This window comes from Fusobacterium sp. (genome assembly GCF_032477075.1).
Lineage (GTDB): Bacteria > Fusobacteriota > Fusobacteriia > Fusobacteriales > Fusobacteriaceae > Fusobacterium_A.
The window spans coordinates 1-24,024 of the sequence record NZ_JAWDXO010000044.1 but is presented as its reverse complement, the minus strand read 5'-3'; the positions used below and the strand labels follow the sequence as shown (position 1 = coordinate 24,024).

At 28.7% G+C, this 24,024-nt stretch carries 21 protein-coding genes; 14 read left to right on the top strand and 7 right to left on the bottom strand.

Annotated elements, in window-relative coordinates; genetic code table 11:
* The first annotated feature begins 158 nt into the window (after positions 1–158).
* The 6 genes from E6771_RS14100 (at position 159) to E6771_RS14075 (ending at position 6,326) form a co-directional block, all read left to right on the top strand.
* Complete coding sequence (locus E6771_RS14100; RefSeq protein WP_316091979.1) at positions 159–2,189, top strand: BglG family transcription antiterminator; 2,031 nt, start codon at positions 159–161, stop codon at positions 2,187–2,189.
* A gap of 107 nt (positions 2,190–2,296) precedes the next feature.
* Positions 2,297–2,725 carry a PTS sugar transporter subunit IIA gene (locus tag E6771_RS14095; RefSeq protein ID WP_316091978.1) on the top strand — a complete coding sequence of 143 codons (429 nt, stop codon included), beginning with the start codon at positions 2,297–2,299 and terminating at the stop codon, positions 2,723–2,725.
* A gap of 35 nt (positions 2,726–2,760) precedes the next feature.
* Positions 2,761–3,036, top strand: a complete 276-nt coding sequence (locus E6771_RS14090; RefSeq protein ID WP_316091977.1) for a PTS sugar transporter subunit IIB — start codon at positions 2,761–2,763, stop codon at positions 3,034–3,036.
* A gap of 33 nt (positions 3,037–3,069) precedes the next feature.
* On the top strand, positions 3,070–4,437 hold the full coding sequence (locus E6771_RS14085) for a PTS ascorbate transporter subunit IIC (protein ID WP_316091976.1): 1,368 nt from the start codon (positions 3,070–3,072) through the stop codon (positions 4,435–4,437).
* Positions 4,438–4,465: 28 nt separating this feature from the next.
* The gene (locus E6771_RS14080; RefSeq protein ID WP_316091975.1) at positions 4,466–5,362 is read left to right on the top strand and encodes a carbohydrate kinase family protein; all 897 of its coding nucleotides are present in this window, start codon (positions 4,466–4,468) and stop codon (positions 5,360–5,362) included.
* A gap of 4 nt (positions 5,363–5,366) precedes the next feature.
* Complete coding sequence (locus tag E6771_RS14075) at positions 5,367–6,326, top strand: ketose-bisphosphate aldolase (RefSeq protein ID WP_316091974.1); 960 nt, start codon at positions 5,367–5,369, stop codon at positions 6,324–6,326.
* A gap of 147 nt (positions 6,327–6,473) precedes the next feature.
* Here the strand turns inward: E6771_RS14075 and E6771_RS14070 are convergent, their stop codons facing one another.
* Entirely contained in the window at positions 6,474–7,229 is a 756-nt protein-coding gene (locus E6771_RS14070) for an aspartate dehydrogenase domain-containing protein (protein WP_316091973.1), read from the bottom strand.
* 137 nt (positions 7,230–7,366) lie between these two features.
* Positions 7,367–8,215, bottom strand: a complete 849-nt coding sequence (locus E6771_RS14065) for a MurR/RpiR family transcriptional regulator (RefSeq protein WP_316091972.1) — start codon at positions 8,213–8,215, stop codon at positions 7,367–7,369.
* A 192-nt stretch (positions 8,216–8,407) separates the two neighbouring features.
* On the opposite strand from E6771_RS14065, the gene E6771_RS14060 reads away from it, so the two are divergent.
* The 3 genes from E6771_RS14060 to eno all read left to right on the top strand — a co-directional run bounded on the left by E6771_RS14060 (position 8,408) and on the right by eno (position 12,686).
* Positions 8,408–9,352, top strand: coding sequence for a threonine/serine dehydratase (locus E6771_RS14060; RefSeq protein ID WP_316091971.1), 945 nt, complete (start codon positions 8,408–8,410; stop codon positions 9,350–9,352).
* A 528-nt stretch (positions 9,353–9,880) separates the two neighbouring features.
* A complete protein-coding gene (gene pykF, locus E6771_RS14055) occupies positions 9,881–11,293 on the top strand; it encodes a pyruvate kinase PykF (RefSeq protein ID WP_316091970.1) in 1,413 nt (470 codons plus the stop codon).
* 85 nt (positions 11,294–11,378) lie between these two features.
* Positions 11,379–12,686, top strand: coding sequence for a phosphopyruvate hydratase (gene eno / locus E6771_RS14050; protein WP_316091969.1), 1,308 nt, complete (start codon positions 11,379–11,381; stop codon positions 12,684–12,686).
* Between the two features lie 102 nt (positions 12,687–12,788).
* On the opposite strand, the gene E6771_RS14045 is transcribed toward eno, so the two are convergent.
* Positions 12,789–15,689, bottom strand: a complete 2,901-nt coding sequence (locus E6771_RS14045) for an autotransporter outer membrane beta-barrel domain-containing protein (protein ID WP_316091968.1) — start codon at positions 15,687–15,689, stop codon at positions 12,789–12,791.
* A 725-nt stretch (positions 15,690–16,414) separates the two neighbouring features.
* Positions 16,415–17,194, bottom strand: a complete 780-nt coding sequence (ygiD, locus tag E6771_RS14040) for a 4,5-DOPA dioxygenase extradiol (RefSeq protein ID WP_316091967.1) — start codon at positions 17,192–17,194, stop codon at positions 16,415–16,417.
* Between the two features lie 424 nt (positions 17,195–17,618).
* Here ygiD and E6771_RS14035 point away from each other — a divergent pair, with 424 nt between their 5' ends.
* The 3 genes from E6771_RS14035 (at position 17,619) to E6771_RS14025 (ending at position 20,006) form a co-directional block, all read left to right on the top strand.
* Positions 17,619–18,467 carry a pirin family protein gene (locus E6771_RS14035; RefSeq protein ID WP_316091966.1) on the top strand — a complete coding sequence of 283 codons (849 nt, stop codon included), beginning with the start codon at positions 17,619–17,621 and terminating at the stop codon, positions 18,465–18,467.
* Between the two features lie 63 nt (positions 18,468–18,530).
* Positions 18,531–19,103, top strand: coding sequence for a YcxB family protein (locus tag E6771_RS14030; RefSeq protein ID WP_316091965.1), 573 nt, complete (start codon positions 18,531–18,533; stop codon positions 19,101–19,103).
* A 48-nt stretch (positions 19,104–19,151) separates the two neighbouring features.
* The gene (locus E6771_RS14025) at positions 19,152–20,006 is read left to right on the top strand and encodes a tetratricopeptide repeat protein (RefSeq protein WP_316091964.1); all 855 of its coding nucleotides are present in this window, start codon (positions 19,152–19,154) and stop codon (positions 20,004–20,006) included.
* Between the two features lie 40 nt (positions 20,007–20,046).
* Here the strand turns inward: E6771_RS14025 and E6771_RS14020 are convergent, their stop codons facing one another.
* The 3 genes from E6771_RS14020 to E6771_RS14010 are packed head-to-tail and all read right to left on the bottom strand — an operon-like array spanning position 20,047 to position 22,204.
* Positions 20,047–20,469 (bottom strand): DUF2000 domain-containing protein, encoded by a 423-nt coding sequence (locus tag E6771_RS14020; RefSeq protein ID WP_316091963.1) that lies wholly within the window; start codon positions 20,467–20,469, stop codon positions 20,047–20,049.
* A complete protein-coding gene (locus E6771_RS14015) occupies positions 20,462–21,367 on the bottom strand; it encodes a DMT family transporter (protein WP_316091962.1) in 906 nt (301 codons plus the stop codon). The genes E6771_RS14020 and E6771_RS14015 overlap by 8 nt, the downstream gene beginning before the upstream one ends.
* A gap of 15 nt (positions 21,368–21,382) precedes the next feature.
* Positions 21,383–22,204 (bottom strand): AraC family transcriptional regulator, encoded by an 822-nt coding sequence (locus E6771_RS14010; protein ID WP_316091961.1) that lies wholly within the window; start codon positions 22,202–22,204, stop codon positions 21,383–21,385.
* A 233-nt stretch (positions 22,205–22,437) separates the two neighbouring features.
* On the opposite strand from E6771_RS14010, the gene E6771_RS14005 reads away from it, so the two are divergent.
* Together E6771_RS14005 and E6771_RS14000 are read left to right on the top strand one after the other, a co-directional pair.
* Positions 22,438–22,599 (top strand): hypothetical protein, encoded by a 162-nt coding sequence (locus E6771_RS14005; RefSeq protein WP_316091960.1) that lies wholly within the window; start codon positions 22,438–22,440, stop codon positions 22,597–22,599.
* A 444-nt stretch (positions 22,600–23,043) separates the two neighbouring features.
* Positions 23,044–24,024 (top strand): S8 family serine peptidase (locus E6771_RS14000; RefSeq protein WP_316091959.1); only part of this gene is annotated, 981 nt, incomplete at its 3' end.

The window sequence follows — 24,024 nt, the reverse complement described above, 5'->3', positions numbered from 1 at the left end:
CATGTATGTCTCCTTTGTATAATTAGGGTGGTAACTATATTATACAAAAAAGAGAGCTGAGTGAAACATTTTTTTTAAATGTTACTCAGCTTTTTTTAAATTGCATATAAGAGCTTTTTAAGGTATAATTTTTTATAATTAGATAGAAGGAGGAGAACATGCTGTCAAGAAAATCAATAGATTTATTGCATTTTTTACTCAAGAAAAAAAGAAATGTATCACTGAAAGAACTTTCAGATAATTTTCGACTGAGTGAGAGAAGTATAAGATATGAAGTAGAAAAGATACAGAAAGAACTTTCAATAAAAGATGGATTTGAATTCATCATTTCTAAAGGAGAATGCTTTGTTGATGATTATGCAGCATTAGAAAAATATCTTGATGATAACAGACAAGATTATATTTTTTCTCCAAAAGAGAGAGAAATATATATATTATTGAAGATATGCTTTGAAAGGGAGATTAATCAAAATATAATATCAGAAGAACTTGATACAAGTAGAAGCACTATAAAAGTTCATTTAAAAGATATAAGGAAAGTGCTGGATGAATACAGCTTAGAATTGGAACTTTTACATAAAAAAGGACTTGGAGTTACAGGAGAGGAAGAAAAAATTCGTCAATGTACTTTAAAGATTATGAGTATGGTAAAAAAATCCAACAGCAGTTTTCTAAAAAATATACTTGATGATTATTTAGAAGAGATAGATACAGAAGGAGTAAAACTTTTTATAAATTACTGCCAAAAACTTATGAATAAAATAGTGTCAGATGAAGCTTTTGATATAATATCTAAATATTTGAGACTTGTTATATATTTTAATAAAAAAGGGTATAAGATAACAAGTATAAAAAACTATAATTTTTTAAAAAATACATCTGAATTTGAATGTGTAGAAAAATCAAGAGCACTTTTGGAAGGGTTTTATGAAATAGAGCTTTCAGAAGAGGAATATTTGAAGATAACAGATTATTTTTTAGGAAGTCATACATATAATATTTCTTATTCATATTATGAAAATTGGGTAGAAATAGAAATGATAGTAAAAAATTTTATAAACAGAATAAATGAAAAATTAGATGTAGATATATCAGCAGATGAAACTCTTATGACAGGATTGGTAAATCATATAAAACCTACTATATACAGACTTAAAAATGGAATAGATCTAGAAAATACAATATATGAAGAAGTAGTAGAAAGTTATCCAAATCTCTTTTCATTGATAAAGGGAAGTGTAGGAGGGCTTGAAGATTTTATAGATAATAAATTTACAAATGATGAAATAGCATTTATTACAATACATTTTAAAGCTGCTATAGACAGAAATATAAAAAAGAAACGTGAAAAAGTGAAAGTGCTTGTTGTATGTGGTTCAGGATATGGAAGTTCTAAACTTTTGGCTCAACAATTAAAGGACATGTACAGAGTGGAAATTATAGATACTATCCCTAGATATCTTTTGGAAAAAGTAAATAAAAGAACTGATATAGATTTGATATTGACAACAATTCCATTAGATGACTTTGAAACTGATAAAACTATTATAAAAGTAAATCCTATTTTAAATAAAGAGGATATGGCAAAATTAGACAATTATCCAATATCAAGAGACAGCAAAAAAATAATATTTTCAGAATTAGTAGAAGTAATTGAAAAAAATAGTAAAATAAAGGCAGATGAAAAACTGTTAGGAGCTTTAAAAACTTTTCTGGATAGTAAGTTGATAGATGATCTTTTTCATAAAAAAATTACAATCTCTGACCTGTTGTCAGAAAAGAGAATAAAATTAAAAGGAAAAGCTACTGATTGGAGAGAAGCCATAAGAGAAGCTGGAGAGTTGTTGTTAAGAGATGGTTGTATAGAAGAAGAATATATTGAGAATATGATAAAGTTGGTAGATGATTTTGGAAACTATATAATGCTTATTCCAAATGTCATTTTTCCTCATGCAAAGTCAAAGAATCTTGTAAAAAAGACAGCATTTTCCATAGTTACTTATGATAAAAGAATAGATTTTTTAGATGAAGAAAAAATTGGAATAGTAATATGTTTTTGTGTAAAAGATGAAAGAGAACATCTGGATAGTCTAATAGAAATTGTAGAAAAAATTGAAGAAAATAATCTGGAAGAAAAAATAAGAAGAAGTAAAACAGGAAAAGATATAATAAAATATTTAACTAATTAAGATGACTGGTCAGCAGACCAGCCATTTTTTTTGAATAAAATAGAATCTTTAAAATAATTAATGTGCAGAGTACAATGATATTAACAAGGTCAAAAGGAGATATTAAAATGTTGAAAGAAGCAATTAAGGGAAGGATAAATATAATAGAAAATGTAAATGACTGGAAAGAAGCAATAGTTTTAGCAGCAAAACCCTTAGTAGAAGATGGAAGTATCGAAAATTCATATATAGATGCAATGATAGCTAATGTAAATAAATTTGGAACATATATAATAATTGCACCAAAAGTGGCTATGCCACACTCTAGACCAGAGGATGGAGTAAACAAAAATTGTATATCCATGCTAAAGATAAATGAAGGAATAGTTTTTGAAGGTGAAGAGGAAAAAGTATTTATATTCTTTGTATTAGGAGCAGTAAATAATGATTCTCATATAGAAACTCTTATGGAACTTATGGAATTGATAGAAGACGAAGAGAGAATAGAGAAAATCATTGAAGTAAAAACTGTTCAAGAGATAATGTATTTAATTTAAACTTGAAAGAAAAATATATAAAGGAGTGGTAATCAATGATAAAAATATTAACAGTATGTGGAAATGGAATTGGAAGTAGCTTGATGTGTGCTATGAAGATTGAAGAAATATGTAAAGAGGAAGGGATAGAAGCAGATGTATCATCATCAGATTTTAACTCTGTAGCAGGAAAAGGAGCAGATTTGATTGTGACTGTAAAACAACTTGCAGATCAACTTTCTGGATATAATGTAGCAGAAATCAGAAGTTATACAAACAAGAAAAAAATCAAAGAAGATGTGTTGGATAAAATTAAGGAATTAGTAAAATAAAATTTATATAAAAAATATTTAGGAGGGAAAAGAATGAATTTTTTAAATATTATAGGAAATGATATACTTACTAACCCAGCATTCTTATTAGGACTTATGTCACTTGTAGGACTGATTGCTTTGAAAAAACCACTAAATAAACTTATAACAGGAACTTTGAAACCAATACTTGGATATATAATGCTAGGTGCAGGAGCAGATTTTATTGTTAAAAATCTGGATCCATTAGGGAAAATGATAGAAAAGGGATTTGGAATTACAGGAGTAGTACCAAATAATGAGGCAATAGTTTCTATTGCCCAAAATATTCTTGGTAAAGAAACAATGTTTATACTAGTTGCAGGACTTATTATCAATATTATAATCGCAAGAGTAACTAAATTTAAATATATATTTTTAACAGGACATCATAGTTTCTTTATGGCTTGTATGTTTTCAGCAGTTCTCTCTACTTCTGGAATGCAAGGAACTACTCTTATTCTTATAGGAGGAATATTATTAGGAGCATGGTCAGCTATATCTCCAAGCATTGGACAAAGATATACAGATCTTGTAACTGATGATGATGGAATAGCTATGGGGCATTTTGGTTCTTTAGGATATTATCTTTCAGCATTTATTGGAGAAAAAATAGGAGATAAAGAAAATAGTACAGAAAATATAGTTATCCCTGAAAAAGTAAATTTCTTGAGAGACAGTACTATATCTACAGCTATAACTATGATCGTATTTTATCTTATTGCAGCTATTGCAGCTGGATCTGAGTATACAGAAACTTTATCTGGTGGAAAAAACTATATAGTATTTGCTCTTACATCTGCCTTAAGTTTTGCAGTTGGAGTTACAATTGTATATAATGGCGTAAGAATGATACTTTCTGAACTTATACCAGCATTCCAAGGAATTTCTCAAAAACTTATTCCTAATGCAATACCAGCAGTTGACTGTGCAGTATTTTTTACTTATGCACCAAATGCAGTATTGATTGGATTTATATCTTCATTCATAGGTGGAGTAATTGGAATGGTTATATTAGGAGCAGTTGGAGCAGTACTTATTATTCCTGGACTTGTACCTCACTTCTTCTGCGGTGCAACAGCAGGTATCTATGGAAATGCTACTGGAGGAAAGAAAGGAGCAATAGTTGGATCATTTGTTAATGGACTTTTACTGTCATTCTTACCAGCAATGCTTCTTCCTGTATTAGGAAATATTGGATTCCAAAATACAACATTTGGAGACTTTGACTTTGGAGTATTAGGAATTTTAATAGGAAAATCAACATCATCTATTGGAACAGCTGGAATATATATAATTGTAGCAATTCTTCTTGCTGTGCTTATTATTCCTAGTTTCATAAAAACAAAAACAAATGTTATCAATGCAAAAGATGAATATTAAGATCATTATAATGAAAGGATGATGCTTCATGAAAAAAATACTTTGTGTAGGACACTCAGCATATGACATAACATATCTGCTCCCTCACTTTCCAGTGGAAAATAGAAAATATAAAGCAAAGGACAGAATAATGGTGAGCGGTGGACCAGCAGGGAATGCTGCCTATCTGTTAGGAAAATATGGAGAAAATGTTTCATATATAACAGCTTTAGGAAGTGATTTCTATGGCAAAAAAATATTAGAAGATCTTAATGAAGTGGGAGTAGACACTAAAAATATAGTTGTGTCAAATAAATTGGTTACACCATGCAGTATAATAATAGCTAATGAAGAAAGTGGTTCAAGAACAATAATAAACTATAGGGAGGAAAAACCTGTAGATGATTTTAAAATGACATATGAAAAAGCTCCTGAAATAATACTTTATGATGGGCATGAACTGGATATAGCTTTAAAAATACATAAAGAATTTCCAAAAGCTGTATCAGTATTAGATGCAGGAACATATAAAGAAGGAACTCTGGTTATAGGAGAATTTGTAGATTATCTGGTTTGTTCAGAAGACTTTGCAAAAGATTACTGTAAAATGGATAAAATAGAAGAGAAAGATTTTGAATATGTTCTTAAAAAGTTGGAAGCATTGAATAAAAATACTATTATAGTAACTTTAGGAGAAAGAGGGGCTATAATGAAAAAAGATGGAGAAGTATTGAAATTTAAAGCTTTTAAAACTAAAGCAGTAGATACTACTGGGGCAGGAGATATTTTTCATGGAGCTTTTGTCTATGGATTAAGTAATGGTTTTTCAATAGAGAAAAATATAGAATTTGCTTCAGCATGTGCTTCATTATCGGTAGAAAAACTTGGTGGACGTAATTCTATACCTGAGTTAGATGAGGTTGAAAAAAGAATAAAGAGAGGATAAGTAAATGAAAAAATACAGTTTTAAAGACCTTGGACTTGAAAATACGAGAGATATGTTTAAAAGAGCTAATGAAAATGGATATTCTATACCAGCATTTAACTTTGCAAATTTAGAGCAGCTTCGAGCGATATTAGATGCATGTACAGAAGCTGAAAGTGATGTTATAATTCAAATATCAGCAAGTGCAAGGATATATATTGGAAAAGAGCAGCTTCCTCTTCTAGTAAAAGGAGCAATAGATGAAATAAGAGCAAAGGGATCAAAAATAGCTGTGGCACTTAATCTTGACCATGGAAAAGGATATGATTTGATTAAGGACTGCCTTGATTATGGTTTTTCATCTGTAATGATAGATGCTTCAAAATATGACTTTGAAAAAAATATAGAATTAACTAAAGAAATAGTAGAACTTGCAAAAGCATATGATGCTTCTGTAGAGGGAGAAATTGGTGTTATTCATGGAACAGAAGATGAACATTCTGCAGATGAAAGTACATTCACAAAACCAGCTGAAGCAGTAGAATTTATAAAAAAGACAGGAGTAGATTCTCTTGCTATTGCAATAGGAACAGCTCATGGAGCGCATAAATTCAAAGTGGGAGAAGATCCTAAATTAAGACTTGATATACTTGAAAATATAAAAAAAGAGATAGGAAGTTTTCCAATAGTTCTTCATGGTTCATCTTCGGTACCTCAAGACTATATCAAAAGATTTAAAGAGTTTGGGGGAGAAGTAAAAGATGCAATAGGAATACCTGATGAAGAATTAAGAAAAGCGTCTAAGTCAATAGTTACAAAAATAAATGTAGATACAGATGGAAGACTTGTTTTTACAAGCACTTTGAGAGAATATTTTGCAGAAAATCCAAAAGAAATGGATTTAAAAAAATATCTTGGTTATGCTAGAAATGAAATGAAGAACTTCTATGTAAAGAAAATTAATTCAGTATTCAAAACAAAATAAAAATTTTCTAGTAAATTAAAAAACAGTCATTATTTCTATGGCTGTTTTTTATTAAAAAAATTTTAAATTAATATTTTCTTTTATACAATTTTACAAAATTTAGTGTTTTGAATAATACATAAAATAAAAAATTATAAATCAGTATTTTTATACAAATGTGCAGTATTCATCTCCTCCTAATATTCTGTCTAAACTTCCACAAGCTGATATAGGTGTGTAAATTCCAGTAACTCCTCCAGTTGAAAAACTGCTTATATTTAGAGTAAATGAAATTCCTTCTCCTTTTATACATATATTATGAGTGTTAGTAGTGACAGCTGGATCTGAAACTATTCTTGAATATGTTTTATCAAATCCTATTCCTGATAATGCTATAGTAGCATGGACATTGACATTTCTTGGATAAAGTTTACATGCTTCTCTAGTAGTACCTTCATATACAACTGTTCTTTCTGTATCTTCACGTCCTAGGCTTTTAGGATTTTTTACAGTTTCAATAATTACACTGTTGACAATAGAACGAGCATCAAAAAGTCCATCCATTCCTAATATTGCTCCATGAGGAAAATATATATGTCTTCCATATTTACTGCATAATTTTTTTACTTTATCTGTAAAATCATCATCACTGAAAGCTGTTACTGATAATACCAACAGGTTTGAATGTTTCAGTATCAATTCTATATTTTCTTTGAGGACATCAGCAGTAGCTGCTTCTATAATTAAATCTGTTCCTTCATAAAATGAATCTAACCCTTGAACAATAATTTTTTCTTTTAACTCTCCTTCACATTTAAAAAAAGGATCTTGTATAAAAGTTATTTGATGAGTTTCTTTTTTCTTAATGTGTTCTACCATACTTTGTCCAATTTTGCCACATCCTAAAAACCCTACTTTTGCCATGCTGATGCCTCCTTTTTAAATTTTATAATTTTTTATCAATTTAAAATAAATATTAATATTTATTTTAAATTATATCAGGTATGACTGCTTTGTCAATAGAAAAAGACTTAGAATTTTATTCTAAGCCATCTTTATTTTTAGTACATTCCAGTTTCAGACATATATTCATCTAGTTTTTCAAGCCTTTTTTTTCCTTTTTCTCCTGCAAGTTTGCTTATAAGACTGACTAATATTTCAACAGTTAATGTCACTCCTACTATAGAATTGGCGAAACTGAGAGAATCTACACTATGTACCAAGACATAGGCAGCACCTTCAGTTACTGGAGATATCAATTGATTAGTAATCACAATTACAGGACATTTACGTTCCTTTGCTATTTTGTGTACTTGTAAGGCATTTTGTGAATAACGAGGTAGAGTAAAAAGTATCAATACATCATTTTCATCCATATCTATAGCCTGATCTTCAAATCCATTCTGTGCATTGAGATGTGTTACTTCAGGTATTACATGTGATAAGACAGTGGTCAAATAATTGGCAATTCCATAGGTATTGCGAAAACCAGCTATATATTTTCTCTTTGCACCTATTATTTTTTTAGCTGTTTCTATATATTTTTCTGCGTTATTTCTATTTTGATCTTTTAAAATATTATTTTGCATATTTTGAAATACCAGTTCAGGTATTTGTTTTAAATCTATAGAATTTGTAATAGTTATTTTTTCAAAAGGTAGATGATTGTCTATTTTCTGATACTTTTTTTCTAAAGTTTCCAAAGCCAGTTTCTTTTTAAATTCTCCATATCCTGAAAATCCAAGAGATTTTGCCATTCTTATAACTGAAGTATTTCCCAGTTTTAATTTTTTTGCTATTTCATTGGACGTCATATAGCAGGCTCTTTCCAAATTTTGAAGTATGTATTCTAGAACTTTTTTTTCGTTTTTGGTAAGTTTGGTGCTGCAGGCTCTTTCTTCAATTGTCATTTTTATCTTCTCCTTTCATTGCCAAGATATAGACCATATTTTTATTATATCATAGAGAAGAACTAGAAAAAATTATTTTTTCTTTCACTTGATGTATTGACAAAAAAATATTTGAAGCTATAATTATAAAAAGAATATTTATATTTTTTTTTATATTTTTTTAAATAATAAAATTCAAAAGGGAGGAATAATATGCTCAGATTAGAACAGATAAAGGAAGCTCAGGGAAGAATATCAGAATATACTATTAAAACTCCAGTAATAAGAATGGAAGTTTTAGATGAACTTCTTGGATGTAAAGTGTATATTAAAGCTGAATGTATGCAAAAAACAAATTCTTTCAAGATAAGAGGGGCACTTAACAAGATGCTGACTATGCCTGAAGATGAGTTGAAAGCTGGAGTTGTAGCAGCTTCATCTGGTAATCATGGAAAAGGAGTTGCATTTGTTGCAAAATTATTAGGGGTAAAAGCTACCATAGTTGTCCCTGACAGTGCTCCTAAGATTAAAGTTGATGGAATTAAATCTTTTGGAGCAGAGGTAGTACAGTGTCCTTATGATGAGCGACATAATGTAGCAAATGCTTTGAGTGAAGAACATGGATATTCTATAGTTCATCCATATGATGACTATGCTATTATGGCAGGACAGGGAACTATTGGTCTAGAAATTATGGAGCAGCTTCCTGATGTAAATTATGTGATTATACCAATAGGAGGGGGAGGGCTTATCAGTGGTATTTCAACTGCTGTAAAGGAAATATCTCCATCTGTTATTACCATTGGGATAGAACCAGAATGTATGTGTAGATATACTAAAAGTTTTGCTGCTGGAGAGCGTATTCTTCTCCCATCACAGCATTCTATTGCTGATGCTATTCTTACACTTATTCCTGGAGAAAAACCATATCCTGTAGTAAAAAAATATGTAGATAAAATTATTACTGTGAAAGAAGATGATATAGCTCAAGGAAGCATTAAACTTCTTACAGTAGGAAAAGTACTGGCTGAATTTTCTTCAGCTATTGGCATAGCTGCTGCTCTCAAAGGAGCTCTTCCTGTTACAAAAGATTCAAAAGTATGTTTTGTAATATCAGGAGGAAATATAGATCCAGAAGCAATAGTTGAAGAGATGTGAAATAATTATCTTGTAAAATAAAGTTTATTCTGTTTTAACTTAGAGAGGCCTGAAATTTATTCAGGCCATTTTTTATATAAATAAAATTGAAAATTTATGATAAATTTTTCATATTTATTTAAAAGAGAAATGGTAGTTTTCTTGAATATTAATAATGTAGAACAATAAAAAATAGAAAAAAATCTTTCATAAAAAAAGAAAGATATAATAAAAACAGTATCAAATTCCCTAATAATGTTTTTTTTAAATACATAAAAAATGAAAAAAGTATTTGAAGAAAAAAGTCTCATTTGACCTTGAAATTTCTTGAAGAATAAGAGGAAAAAAAGCAAAATTTTAAAAAAAGTAGAATTAAAAATTATACATAAAAAGGTTAAAAAATACACGATAATTTTCTTGATAAATTATATTAGATAATATAAACTTCATAGTAGATAATTTTAATTTGTTATTTTAAGATAAAAATAAGTGGGGAAAACAAACTGTTTATAATATTTAGATTTAAAAATAATATTTGAGGTGAGAATTTTGAAAAAGACGAAAATTGTTTGTACAATTGGACCAAAAACTGAATCAGTAGAAACTTTAAAAGAATTATTAAGAACTGGAATGAACATGATGAGATTAAATTTCTCTCATGGAGACCATGAGGAACATGGAAAAAGAATTCAAAATTTTAGACAAGCAAAAGCAGAAACTGGAATCAGAGCAGCTTTATTATTAGATAACAAAGGACCAGAAATCAGAACAATTAAACTTGAAGGTGGAAAAGATGCTAGTATAGTTGCAGGACAAGACTTTACAATTACTACAGATAAAGCCGTAATAGGAAACAATAAAATAGTTGCTGTAACTTATGAAGGATTAACAAAAGACCTTAAAGCTGGAGATACTGTACTTATTGATGATGGACTTCTAGAGTTCACTGTGAAAGAAGTAGTAGGAAATGAAGTAAGATGTATTGCTATAAATAATGGAGAGTTAGGTGAAAATAAAGGTGTTAACCTTCCAAATGTTGCAGTTAATTTACCAGCATTATCAGAAAAAGATGTAAAAGATATGATATTTGGATGTCAACAAGGGATTGATTATGTTGCAGCTTCATTTATTAGAAAGGCTGATGATGTAAGAGAAGTTAGAAGAGTACTTGATGAGAATGGTGGAAAAGATGTCCAAATTATTTCTAAAATAGAAAATCAAGAAGGAGTAGATAACTTTGAAGAAATTCTTGAATTATCTGATGGTATCATGGTAGCAAGAGGAGATCTTGGAGTAGAAATTCCTGTAGAAGATGTTCCAGTAGCACAAAAAATGATGATAGATAGATGTAATGCAGTTGGAAAAGTAGTTATAACAGCTACACAAATGTTAGACTCTATGATTAAAAATCCAAGACCTACAAGAGCAGAAGTAAATGATGTTGCTAATGCAATTCTTGATGGAACAGATTGTGTAATGCTTTCTGGAGAATCAGCAAAGGGAAATTATCCAATAGAAGCAGTTTCAGTAATGGCTAGAATAGCCGAAAAAATGGATCCATTAGTAACTCCAAGAAATAAATGTAAAAATGAAAAAGTAACAATAACTTCAGCTGTTGCAAAAGGAACTGCAGAGGTAAGTGAAGCTTTAGGAGCAAAAGTTATAGTAGTAGGAACTGAATCAGGAAGAGCAGCAAGAGATATCAGAAGATATTTTCCAACAGCAACTATACTTGCAATAACTAACAATGAAAGAACAGCAAATCAACTAATGTTATCTAGAGGAGTTATTCCATATGTAGATGGAAATTCAGAAACTCTTGATTCATTCTTTAATCTAGCTGAAAAAGTAACTGTTGAGTTAGGTTTAGTGAGTAGAGAAGATATAATTGTTGCAATTTGTGGAGAAAGTGTATTCAAAAGAGGAACAACTAACTCTGTAAAAGTAATTGAAATAAAATAAGAGTAAATTAATTTAAATATTTTTTAAACTATGGTATAATAATAATGATAGATTAAAGATATAATTTATTAGGAGGTTTTATTAAATGACAAGAATAGTAGATGTAGTAGCAAGAGAAATACTTGATTCAAGAGGAAACCCTACAGTAGAAGTAGATGTAATACTAGAATGTGGAGCAAAAGGAAGAGCAGCAGTTCCATCAGGAGCTTCAACAGGAGCTTATGAAGCTGTTGAGTTAAGAGATAATGATAAATCAAGATACTTAGGAAAAGGTGTTCTTACAGCTGTAAATAATGTTAACACTGAAATTAAAGAAGCTATCTTAGGAATGGATGCATTAGATCAAGTAGGAATAGATACTTTTATGATTGAATTAGATGGTACTCCAAATAAAGGAAGATTAGGAGCAAATGCTATACTAGGAGTGTCTTTAGCAGTAGCTAAAGCAGCAGCAGAAGCATTAGGAATGCCTTTATACAAATATTTAGGAGGAGTAAATACTAAAGAATTACCTCTTCCAATGATGAACATTCTTAATGGAGGATCACATGCTGATTCAGCTGTAGATGTTCAAGAATTTATGATTCAGCCAATTGGAGCAAAAAGCTTTAAGGAAGCTATGAGAATGGGATGTGAAATATTCCATAATTTAGGAAAACTTCTTAAAGATAATGGAGATTCTACAAATGTAGGAAATGAAGGTGGATATGCTCCTGCTAAAATAAATGGAACTGAAGGAGCTTTAGATCTTATGATTGAAGCTATTAAAAAATCTGGATATGAACCAGGAAAAGATATAACTTTTGCAATAGATGCTGCATCAAGTGAATTTTGTAAAGAAGTAGCACCAGGAAAATTTGAATATCACTTCAAAAGAGAAGGAGGAATTACTAGAACTTCTGAAGAAATGGTTGAATGGTATGCAAAATTAGTAGATAAATATCCAATTAAATCTATTGAAGATGGATTAGGAGAAGATGACTGGGATGGTTGGGCAAAATTGACTGCTGCAATCGGAGACAGAATTCAAATAGTTGGAGATGACTTATTTGTAACTAATACTGAAAGACTTAAAAAAGGAATAGAATTAAAATCTGCTAACTCTATTCTTATTAAATTAAATCAAATAGGATCATTAACTGAAACTTTAGATGCTATTGAAATGGCAAAAAGAGCTGGAATGACTGCAGTTATTTCTCATAGATCTGGAGAAACTGAAGATGCTACAATAGCTGATGTAGCTGTTGCAACAAATGCAGGACAAATTAAAACAGGTTCAACTTCAAGAACTGACAGAATGGCAAAATATAATCAATTACTAAGAATTGAAGAAGAATTAGGAACTATTGCTCAATATAGAGGGCTTGACGTTTTTTATAACCTTTCAAAATAGTTAAAAAATAATATTAAAAAAACCGGCTAAAAATGCCGGTTTTTTGTTTTTTTATTAACTGTTTTAAAATATTATTTGAGACAAGAAAGAAGATATTTTTATTTAAAAAGAATATTTAATCCCAATTGCTACTCTTGAATCCCTATATCCATTTTCTCCCCATTGATGTGCCACACTTCCCCAAGCATTAAGATTTGAATTAATTTTAACTTCCATACCAAGTTTGGCTTCTCCTATATTTTTTGTCCCTTCTAAATTATTCTTTACTCCATCCATAACTACACTAAAATCTTTCTTGTTGTGTATCCAATTCAGTTCTGCAAATGGTTGATATTCTTTTTGTTTATTTTTATCTGATGGAGAAAAATGAGTGGCATAGATTTTTACTCCTAAATGAGTTTGAATATTTCCATCTCCTTTATTTTCAACAAATGTTCTATTTACTTCTTTATGGTCTTTTGTTTTTACTCCCATATAAATCATTTGAGCTTTTGGTTGAATATAGTATGCTTTTTTATGAGAATTATTACTAGCTATTTTAAAATTGTATCCTGTTTCTATTGATGCGGTAATTCCTCTTGAACTATATTTTTCTTTTGCAAGTTCTTCTCCATGAACTTCATTGTCAAACCAGCTATACATTATCCAAGTATCAGCGTATAGTCCAGATCTATCCTCTTCATTTGCATACCATGTTCCATATAATCCAAGATTATATCCAGTTATATCAGCTTTTGAAGTATACTTTGTTTTATTTGAATCTGTCTTAGCATGATTGAAAGCATATCCTCCCATTATACCTAGATGATAACGATTTTTATTATCAGTGCTCCATTGGACAATATCTCCTCCTACTTGAAGAACATAACGTCTACTTATAGTTTCAAGTTGATTTGAACTATCTCTAAACCTATTGTATCCACCTACATTTCTTACCCATATACTTGATATTTTATCATCATTCACAAGTGTATTTGTATATTGAGTTTCTCCAAATCTGCCATGAAGTGAGTGAATAAATATGTTGTTTGCAGCAGCATTATTTGCTAGATAACTTCCTGACTCTGGACGATAAATAGCTTCTTTAGGTTCAGGATTTATTATTGGTGGAGATATTGGAGCTGGTTCAGGCTCTGGTATTGGAACTGGCTCTGGTTCAGGTTTTGGAGTTGGAATTTCAGGTTCTGGTGGTATTGGTTGACTTAAAAGACTGTTTGTAAGATACCAATTCTTCTGATCAGTAGTTATTCCATTCCCACGATTTAAAAAATATTCATATGTTCCTGCTACTATTCTTCCATCTTTTATAAATTCACCATTAGAGGTTCCAAGAACTGAAATTAATTCAATTCCATTTTCTGTTTGGTTACCTCTTCCACCCAGATTAGTTACTCTTATTTTAGTTGTTCCAGAAGTATTTCCTTCTACCACCATTTTATCAGTAAAAGAACTATCTCCTTCCAATTGAGTGTTAAAGCTTATAATGCTATTATTTCCACTATAATCTCCTTTTATAGTCAAAGAGGAGTGAGAGTTATTGTAAATAAAATTGAGCATTGAGTTATTAGATAATGAAAGTGAAGAAACAGTAGAATTATCTGTTATATTCCATTCACTATTTGATAATTTCAAATCTATTTGTCCATTAAAATTTGAATCAATTGTAGTTTTTCCATGAAGGTTAGAAGCATTATTTAAATCTAAATCTATGTGTGCATTTTCACCTTGAGCTAAAATATCCCCATAAATTATGGCTGTATCTTTTATAGAAATTAAAGAATTACTTCCATCAGCTTTTAATGCTAAGTTAGTTGAGGCTTTTCTTGCATCAATGAGAGTATTGCCTGTAAAATTAATAACACCATTTTGATTTCTGGCTAATACTGATATTGAATTATTGGAGGTATTTTCATCAGAAGTAATTACAGAAGTGTTATTTGCATTTATTTCTCCTCCAGCAATTGAACGTATTCCAATAGTATCTCCATTTGTAGAATGAGTATAAACATCAGTATTAGCTAAGTTAATAACAACTTGTTCTCCATATGCAGTAACTCCACTCATACCATTTATCTGAATTGTATTGCGTTTATTTTCTTCACCTTTATAATTGATTATTGTATTTTGAGCTGGAGTAGGAAAACCAATTTGTGTTGTAGCATAGATACCATGCATATTTTCAGTTTTAATTGTACTGCCTGCTCCTACATCTATTGCTCCACTTAACATCGCAAATAATCCACCAGTATCAGCTCTTGTTCCAGTAGTTTCAATGTGAACCTCTTCAGCAATAACCTTTCCACCCATATCAGGAAAATAACTATTTCCTTTCGCTTCTATTCCTCCACCTTGTGAATTAATAATTGTTATTCCAGTTAAATTTACTTCACTGTTTGTTTGAGAATCAATACCATATCCACTTAGCCCACCAGTTTCTGCATTTATATTCAAATTTTCTGCATTTAAAATTGATTTTGATGAATTTGGCTGCCCCATTATAAATATTCCATTTCCCTTTCCAGTTATATTAATAGTATTTAAATCTCCAGACAGATTAATTGTTCCACCATTTTGTATATCCAATCCTCTAGCTGTGCCTGTACCTTTATTTTGAACATTTATTTCGATATTTTTACCAAATACATTTCCTCTAGAAGAACTAATACCAGTGAGAACTCCACTTCCACTCTCTAATGAAATAGTGGTTCCCTTGCCTAAATCAACTGTTGATAGAGAACTGCTTCTAATTCCTTGAGCTGAGCCTCCAGTTTTAATATCTATATCAATTCCTGTTTTGTCATTTTTGGGAGTGACAATATATTTATCAGTTGATCTGCCAGCATCTACTCCAATAATAGTTTTTGTATCATTACTTTCCACAATTACAGATGTTCCTCCATCAATATCTAATTCTCCTTTACCTGAACTAATTGGCTCACTGGCTATAGTTAGACTAGTAGAAATTAAAAATATAATAATTTTTAACAAATTTATTTTTTTCATAGTAGTTGCCTCCTTTTTAATAAAATTAAATTTTATAACACGCAATCTTTGTGTCAAATATATACTTTTTTAATATTCAATATATAATTATAATGCTTTGTTTTTTTAAAAACATATAAATAAAGTAATAAAATCACAATAAAAAAGAGGGTATAAAATTTTATACTCTCTTTTAAAGACATTAAACCAATTTCTTTAAAAACATATTTTTAAAAAATAAAAACATTAGTTTCATTTGCAATTGTAATGAATTCCATCTCTAATTCTTTACAAATTAGTAAATTGCAAAGTTTAATTATTTCATTATATTTTGCTAAGTTATTCAGATGTATTATTTTTTTGATTAAACGCATGAAAGTATATATGATATTTCATATATACTTTCATGCGAAATACTTATACATTGATGTTATATAATTGTATTATAAAACACATTATTCAAAAAGTCAATATATTTTTGTAAAGAAAACACTTGAAGTGTTTATTTATACTATATTGATATTTTATTATTTTTTATTTATAAAGATTGTGATAACAATTGAAAAACAGACTATATATAGTTAGATGATGTTATAATATCACTAAAATCCATGTTTTTTAAATTTTAGGAGACTTAAACTATTTTGTAATTTTTTTGAATTATATCTATAATTAAATAATTTATTTTGTGGAAATTTATTTTATATAGTTAATAAATTTATGGAAAATATTGAAAAATTATTTAGTTATAAATAATTTTTGCTATTGGGATTAAATATATAACTAGTCATAGAAATAGACCCTAATTCATAATAATTATTGAAAATCTCTATTTTATCTGATTTATCTGCTGCTCCAATAGCATAAATTAAAGGTATATAATGTTCAGCAGTTGGTACTGCGAATTTTGATAAAGTATGTTTATAATAGTTTATTGGATTGTCTATATTATTTTTTAAAATACTTTCCTTAATCCACTCATCAAATTCTCTAGTTTCTTGTCTTAGTTCATTATTTGGATCTAATTCTCTTAAATTATGAACTATATTTCCACTAGCTAAAATAAGGAATCCTTCTTCTCTTAATTGATTTAATTTTTTTCCTAAAAAATAGTGCATTTCTGAATTTTTAGTTCTATCTATACTTAATTGAACTATAGGAATATCAGTATTAGGATACATGTGAACCAATGCTGACCACATTCCATGATCTATTCCCCACCCATTATCAATGCTGACATTTTCATCAAGCAATTCTAAAATTCTTTTAGTCAGATTTTTATTTCCATTGACATTATATTTTATTTTATAAAGTTCATCAGGAAAACCATACATATCATATATTTGAGTTGGTTTATCTGAACTTTGGATATAAGTTTCATTGGTATACCAATGCGCAGAAATTGCTAAAATAGCCTTAGGTTTTTCTAATTTTTTACCAAGTTCTCTCCAAGCTAAAGAAGCTTTTGAGTTTTTCAATGCGTTCATAGGACTTCCATGTCCTATAAATATAACAGGCATTTTCATAAAATTCACCTCATTTAATTTTTTAAATTATAATTTAATGTCTGATTTTTTTTAAAATTGTAAATTTTTAATTATTTTCTTTTATATAATATTATACTATCTAATTAGTATTTTCTTTTTTTAGAAAATTTAGAAATAGATATATAGTTATATTTTCAATTTTATTAGTTGGTAAATAAATTATAAAAAATATTTTTATATACTTGTGCAATTATAAAAAATAAAAAAGAAATATACTTTTATGAAAGTATAATATTAATATATTTCTAAGAAGTACTTTATATAATAAAAAAGAAATTTAACCTAGAAAGTTTCTTTTTGTTGTTAATTTTATTATAAAAAAATACTTAAATGATTAAAAAAAATCTTTTATTAATTATTGTAAATATTATTTTTAAATTTGAATTTATGGAGGCTAAGTATTATGGAAAGAAAAATCAAAATGCAGGTAAAGGGGTTTAAAACACAAGATGGTGCGGGAGTAAATTTAGTTAGAGTACTTGGGCATAAAACTGTAGGTGATTATGATCCAATATTGATGCTTGACTCATTTGATAGTGTTAATCCAGATGATTATACAGCTGGGTTTCCTCTTCACCCTCATAGAGGGATAGAAACTATAAGTTATATATACAAAGGAAAAATGATTCATAAAGATAGTTTAGGAAATGAAGACATGATCGAAGATGGGGAAGTTCAATGGATGACTGCTGGTTCTGGTATCTTACATGAGGAGCAGCTTCCAGCAGCTAAGAGAATGCTTGGAATACAATTATGGCTCAATTTATCTGCTAAAGATAAAATGGTTCCTCCTACATATCATAGTATAAAGAATCGTGATATTGAAGAAATTATTTTTGAAAATGGAAAATTGAGATTACTTGCTGGAAAATATGAAGATAAAATAGGATATCAAAGCAAATATTTACCTTTAGATTATTATGATATTCATTTAGAACCTAATACTTCTTTTACTATCAATACAGATAGAGAAGCTTCAGTTATATTATTTTTACTTTTAGGTGATGCATATGTTGGAGATGTATTAGTGGAAGAAAAAACAGCTGTGAAATTAACCAAAGGGGATTTCATTCATATTAAAGCAAAATCTGAATATACACAAGTGCTTTTTATCAGCTCTACTAGTTTAGATGAACCTATCAGTTGGGGTGGGCCAATTGTAATGAACACTAAGGCTGAACTTCAGCAGGCATTCAGAGATTTAGAAGAAGGAACTTTTTTAAAAGAGAATATAAATTATAAAGAAGACTAATATATTATTTTAACGAGAGATAATAATACTCTCTAAAATATAAAAATATTCATTTTTATAAAAATGAATATTTTTTTAGTTTTGAATCTGTGTTATAATTTATATAAAAAAGAAAGAGAGGGGATAGATATAGAACTTTTATTTGAAAATAGATACTATACCAGCAAAAATATTTTTTTAGAATTCTTGAAGGATATAATTTTAAAGCGTTTAAGAATATGTGGAGCAATTCTTGCTGTAGGCTGTTTTTGTATAGGATATTTAAATATTGTGAGAGAAAGAACTATTTTTGAGATACTTGTATTTGTTGTAATGTTTTTCTTTTCAATAGCAATTTATTTTCTTCATTTTAAAGTAAGTAAAGATATGATGAAAAATACTCTTGCTATTCATAATGGAATTATACCTGAGAGTATATTTCGTTTTGGAGAAGAAATAGTAACTCTTGAAGAAGGAAAAGTTTTTATGGAATTTGATTATAGCCAGATAAAAAGAATATATGAACTGAAAAAATTGTATGTGATGATGATAGGAAAACAAAATGGGATAATTCTAAGAAAAGATAGTTTTTCAGTTGGAACATTTCATAAATTTAAAGATTTTATAGAAAGAAAATGTAAAAAAATAATAAAGTAGAAAATATTTTAGCTTAAAATTAAATAATGAATATTAGGGGGAATTTATATGAAAGGAAAAAGTAGAATTAGTTTAATTTTTTATGTTATTATTTTGGTGTGTAGTCTAGGAAATATAGTATTTGCAGGAGACAGTACAGAAGAGCAAGTAAAACAGGGAAATTCATATTATGAAAATGGAAAATATGATTTAGCAGAAAAATATTGGAAGATGGCAGCAGATAAAGGTGATATGGATGCACTATATGCTTTGGGAATATTATATGAAAATACCAATAAACTTGATTTAGCAGAAAAGTATTACAAACTGGCAGCGGATAAAGGTGATAAAGATGCACAGTATAATCTTGGAGTTTTATATGATGATCAGAAAAAATATGATTTAGCAGAAACATACTATAAAAAAGCAGCAGCTCAAGGAGATGTAGATGCACAGTATAATTTGGGATGTTTATATGATACACAAAAGAATTTTCCTGAAGCAGAAAAATATTATAAATTAGCAGCAGCTCAAGGAGATAAAGGAGCCCAGTATAATTTAGGGTGTTTGTATGAAGATCAAAAGAAATTTGGATTAGCAGAAGAGTTTTATAAATTAGCAGCTAGTCAAGGTGATATGGATGCTCAATATAATTTGGGAATTCTATACAAAAATCAAAAAAAATTCACTCTGGCAGAAAAATACTGGAAAATGGCTTCAGATCAAGGAGATTTAGAAGCTCAAAATAATTTGGGAATATTATATGAAGAACAGAAAAAATATGATTTAGCAGAAATCTATTATAAAAAGGCTGCAGATGAAGGACTTAAAGATGCTCAATATAATTTAGGGTTATTCTATTCAGATCGTGGAAAAAGTGATCTTTCTAAAAAATATAGTGAACTGGCAGAAAATAACAAATAGTAAATAAATTAAAAAGACTGCAAAATAAAGCAGTCTTTTTTTAACGAAGAAGTGGAATATTTCCTGTAAGTTTATTTATTTTTTTCTTATTTCCACAAAGAGCTATTCCAAAGTATTTCATATCTTTTTCATGAACTTTAGAAAGTTTTTTTTCAAATTCATCATATGTTTTACAGCTTTGAGCTACATCAGAGAAATCAACTGTAATAATATCTTCAAAATCAGAAGTATAAAGTTTTTCTCTTAATTCTCTTATCATATTTTTATTCCCTTTTAATATAGGAACAGGTATTTTAATTATACCTAAATGATTTTTGTTATTATCATCTTGTATGTCCCTTCCTATTAAATCTGGAATATGTTTTCCAAGAGTGATTCCAAGAATAGATGAAGTATTTACAATTATACCTAAAGGAAGCTCTTCATCTACTATTATTACACATTTACTATTTTTTTCATCCATTTTTTTCTCCTTTTTTTATATTGATTCTATTTTCTGAGATAAATAATCCTGTCAAAGTCAGGAAAGTTCCAACCATAGCTATAGAAGTTATTTTTTCTTTAAGTATAAAAGCTGAAAATGCTACTGTTATAACTGGAACTGCATAGATGTATACACTTGTTTTTAAGACTCCAAGAAGTTTTAAAGAAAGATTCCAAGTTACAAAACAGACAGCAGAAGCTCCAAACCCTAAAAATAATATATTAAATAAAATAAGTGGATCTCTAAATCTTTCAATTCCTATACGAAAATCGAAAAAGAAAAGAGCAGGGAGCATGAATATCAATCCATAGAAAAATATTCTTCTTGTTACCTGTATTGTATTATATTGATAGTCACTTATTTTTTTAGTAACTATAGAATAAACTGACCATGTAGCAGCAGCAAGTACAGCTAATATATCTCCTATTGGATTGAGTTTTAAAACAGTACTTCCATTAAAGCTGATAAGTGCTACTCCTGTGATAGAAACAAGAAATCCCAAGAAAAAACTTAATTTCAATTTTTCCTGTTTTAGAAAAAAATGAGTAAGTATACCTGTAATAAAAGGAGAAATAGAAACAATAACTCCTATATTAGAAGCAAATGAATAAGTCAAAGCTATATTTTCAAAAAGAAAATACAAAGTAACTCCACATAATCCAGCTAGCATAAAAAGTTTTTCCTGTTTTTTATCTTTGAGTATTAATTTGTGTGGGTATATAAGAAGCAGTGCAATGAATCCTAGAGAAAAACGAAAAAATAATATTTCAATAGGTGTGAAATGTGTAAGAAGAACTTTGGTTGAAATAAAAGTCGTTCCCCAAATAAGTACTGTAAGAATAGCAGAAATATGCCCTAAAGTGTTTTTATTATTCATTGTATCCTCCAAAATTTAATTTTTATTGATAAAAATATTTTGATACTGTTTAGGTGTAAGGCCTATGAATTTCTTAAAGAAATTACTGAAATGGCTTTGGTCATTAAAACCTGTAAGAAAAGCAGTTTCTGAAGGAGATATTCCCTTTTCAAGAAAAATTTTAGCTTTCTCTATTCTTACAGTTTCAAGATAACTGTATGGAGTAATTCCAGTTTCTTTTGTAAAAGAGCGAAGTAGATGATATTTACTGTGATTTGTAATATTACTGAGCATATCTAATGAAATATTTTTGTCAAAGTTTTTTTCTAAAAAATTGCAGATTTTTTTAATATTCTCACTTTGTCTTACAGGATAATTGTTTTCAGAAGAATGAGAATGATATTTCATAAGATATTCCATAATAAGTATAAAAATTTCTTCTTTTCTAAATTCTTTAGATTTATTTGAAATCATAGAATGAAGTTCCTTAATTAAGGACGAAAGATAGAAATTTGTTATTACTGTTGGAGAAAAGAAAATTTTTTCTTCTGTTTTAGTAATATCAGTTATACTTTTTTTCATAATCTCTTCAGATACATTGAGGCATCTGTAATCAAGGGGAAGTTCATTTATCTGTTCACAAGTATGAACATCATATGGATTAAAAATTGTAATATCTCCACCACCAACTATATATTCCTTCTTGAGACATGAAAGTTTTCTTTCTCCTTTCTCAATAAAACCAATAACATAATGTTTATGGAAATGGTTTGGAAATTTCTGCATTACACCTTTGAAAGTATAAGCTTCTATATTTAATTCATTATCAAATATAATAGTTCTGCTCTCTTTTTTCATAATGTCCTCCTATGTATTAGGAATATTTTAACATAAGTTTGAATTTTTTTCTTGTAAGATATTGCTTCTAGAAAAGAATATTTTATTTGTAACCTAAATGTCATAAAAAAGTGTTATAAAAATAATATAAAATTTTTTCTCAATAGTAATTAAATTATGCATTTAATCAAAAAATTTCTGGCAGAACCATTATCTGTTGGAAGTTTTTTTGGTGCTAATAGGAGTAAACATAAGTGAATATTAAATCAAAGGGGATGGATATTAAACTTGATTTGGTATATGTGGGGACTTTAAGAGATAAAGAATCAGATAAAAAAATAGGAATATACAGAATAGGAAGTTCAGATCAAATAAAAATAGATGTGACAGAAAGTTCAGGATTTTGGAAAATATAAGAGTAGAATTTAAGAAAGACAGCAAGTTTTTTGAAATAGGATGCAGTTTATACTCATCAAAACATTCAGCAAAAATATAGAGGAACTATGTCATTTCAATATGATTTTTAAATAAGCTTTATAAAAGAGAATATTTTGTTTTTTCAGGTCATAGATATTTTTTATCTATGGCCTTTTATATTTAAAAATATTGTATTTAAACTATAATTTTTATATTATACTTATAAAATATAAAAATATTATGTTATATTCTTATTCAAATTATCTGATCTTATTCCTTTTTTTTAAAATTAACTAAAAATTATATTTTTTTTAAATAAATTAAGTAAATATTTTAAATTATGTTTTGTTTTTATGAAAATTAAGTAAAAAATAATATTATAAAAGGAAAAATATAATTTTTTTGAATATACAATTTATCAATAAAGTATTAGGAGGTAAAAGATGAAAATTAAGTTTAAATATTTATATATATTTATGATTCTATCTGTTTTACTAAATGGTTGTGGAAGTGGAGGAGGTGGAGGAGGGGGTGGCTCATCCTCAGATGATAGTAATAAGAATGTTACTATTCCACCAGAAATTAAAATGGATTTCAAAAAATCAGATACTATAGTAGGGGTTATAGACAGTTCATTTTCATATTTGGATGAATTTAAAGATCCATCAGGTAACTATAGAATATTCATTGATGATAGTTTTGATGCTGACCCTCAGAACAGATTGAATAATACATATACTCATGGTGAGTTGGTATCTCTTCTTATAGGAGGGAACAAAATAGGAATAAATGATGAAGTAAAAATTTATGCTATACCAGCTTTTTTAACTGAAGGAAGTCAGATAAAATTCCAGAGAAGTATGTATGAAAAAATGTATCAAGCAGGGGTAAGAATATTTAGTCAGTCTTTTGGAAATTCTTCTTATGGGATAACGAAAGAAAATTATCCAGTAGCTTCAGGAATTGTTGAGTTTTATGTAAATAGAGCATCAACAGACTCTTTGTTTATTTTTGCAGCTGGAAATACAGGGGATTTCAACCCAACATCGGAAGCTCTCCTTCCAAAGTTTTATCCTAAAGCTGAAAAAGGATGGTTGGCAGTTGTTGGATTAGACCCTTCAACTGGTGAGATTCACCGAGGTTCGAGCAGGGCAGGAGAAACAATGAACTGGGCTATAACAGCAAGTTTTGTTGCTAATGCAGAAAAGGTATACAATGGAGTAAATTATAAGACTACTGCTTTTGGAACTTCTTTTGCTGCTCCTGTTGTAGCTGGTGCTGCTGGTGCTATACAGATAAAATATCCTTGGATGTCAAGAGATCTTATCAAGCAATCTCTTCTGACTACAGCTACAGATCTTGGAGATCCTGGAGTTGATTCTACATATGGTTGGGGATATCTTAATCTGGGAAAAGCCTTAAAA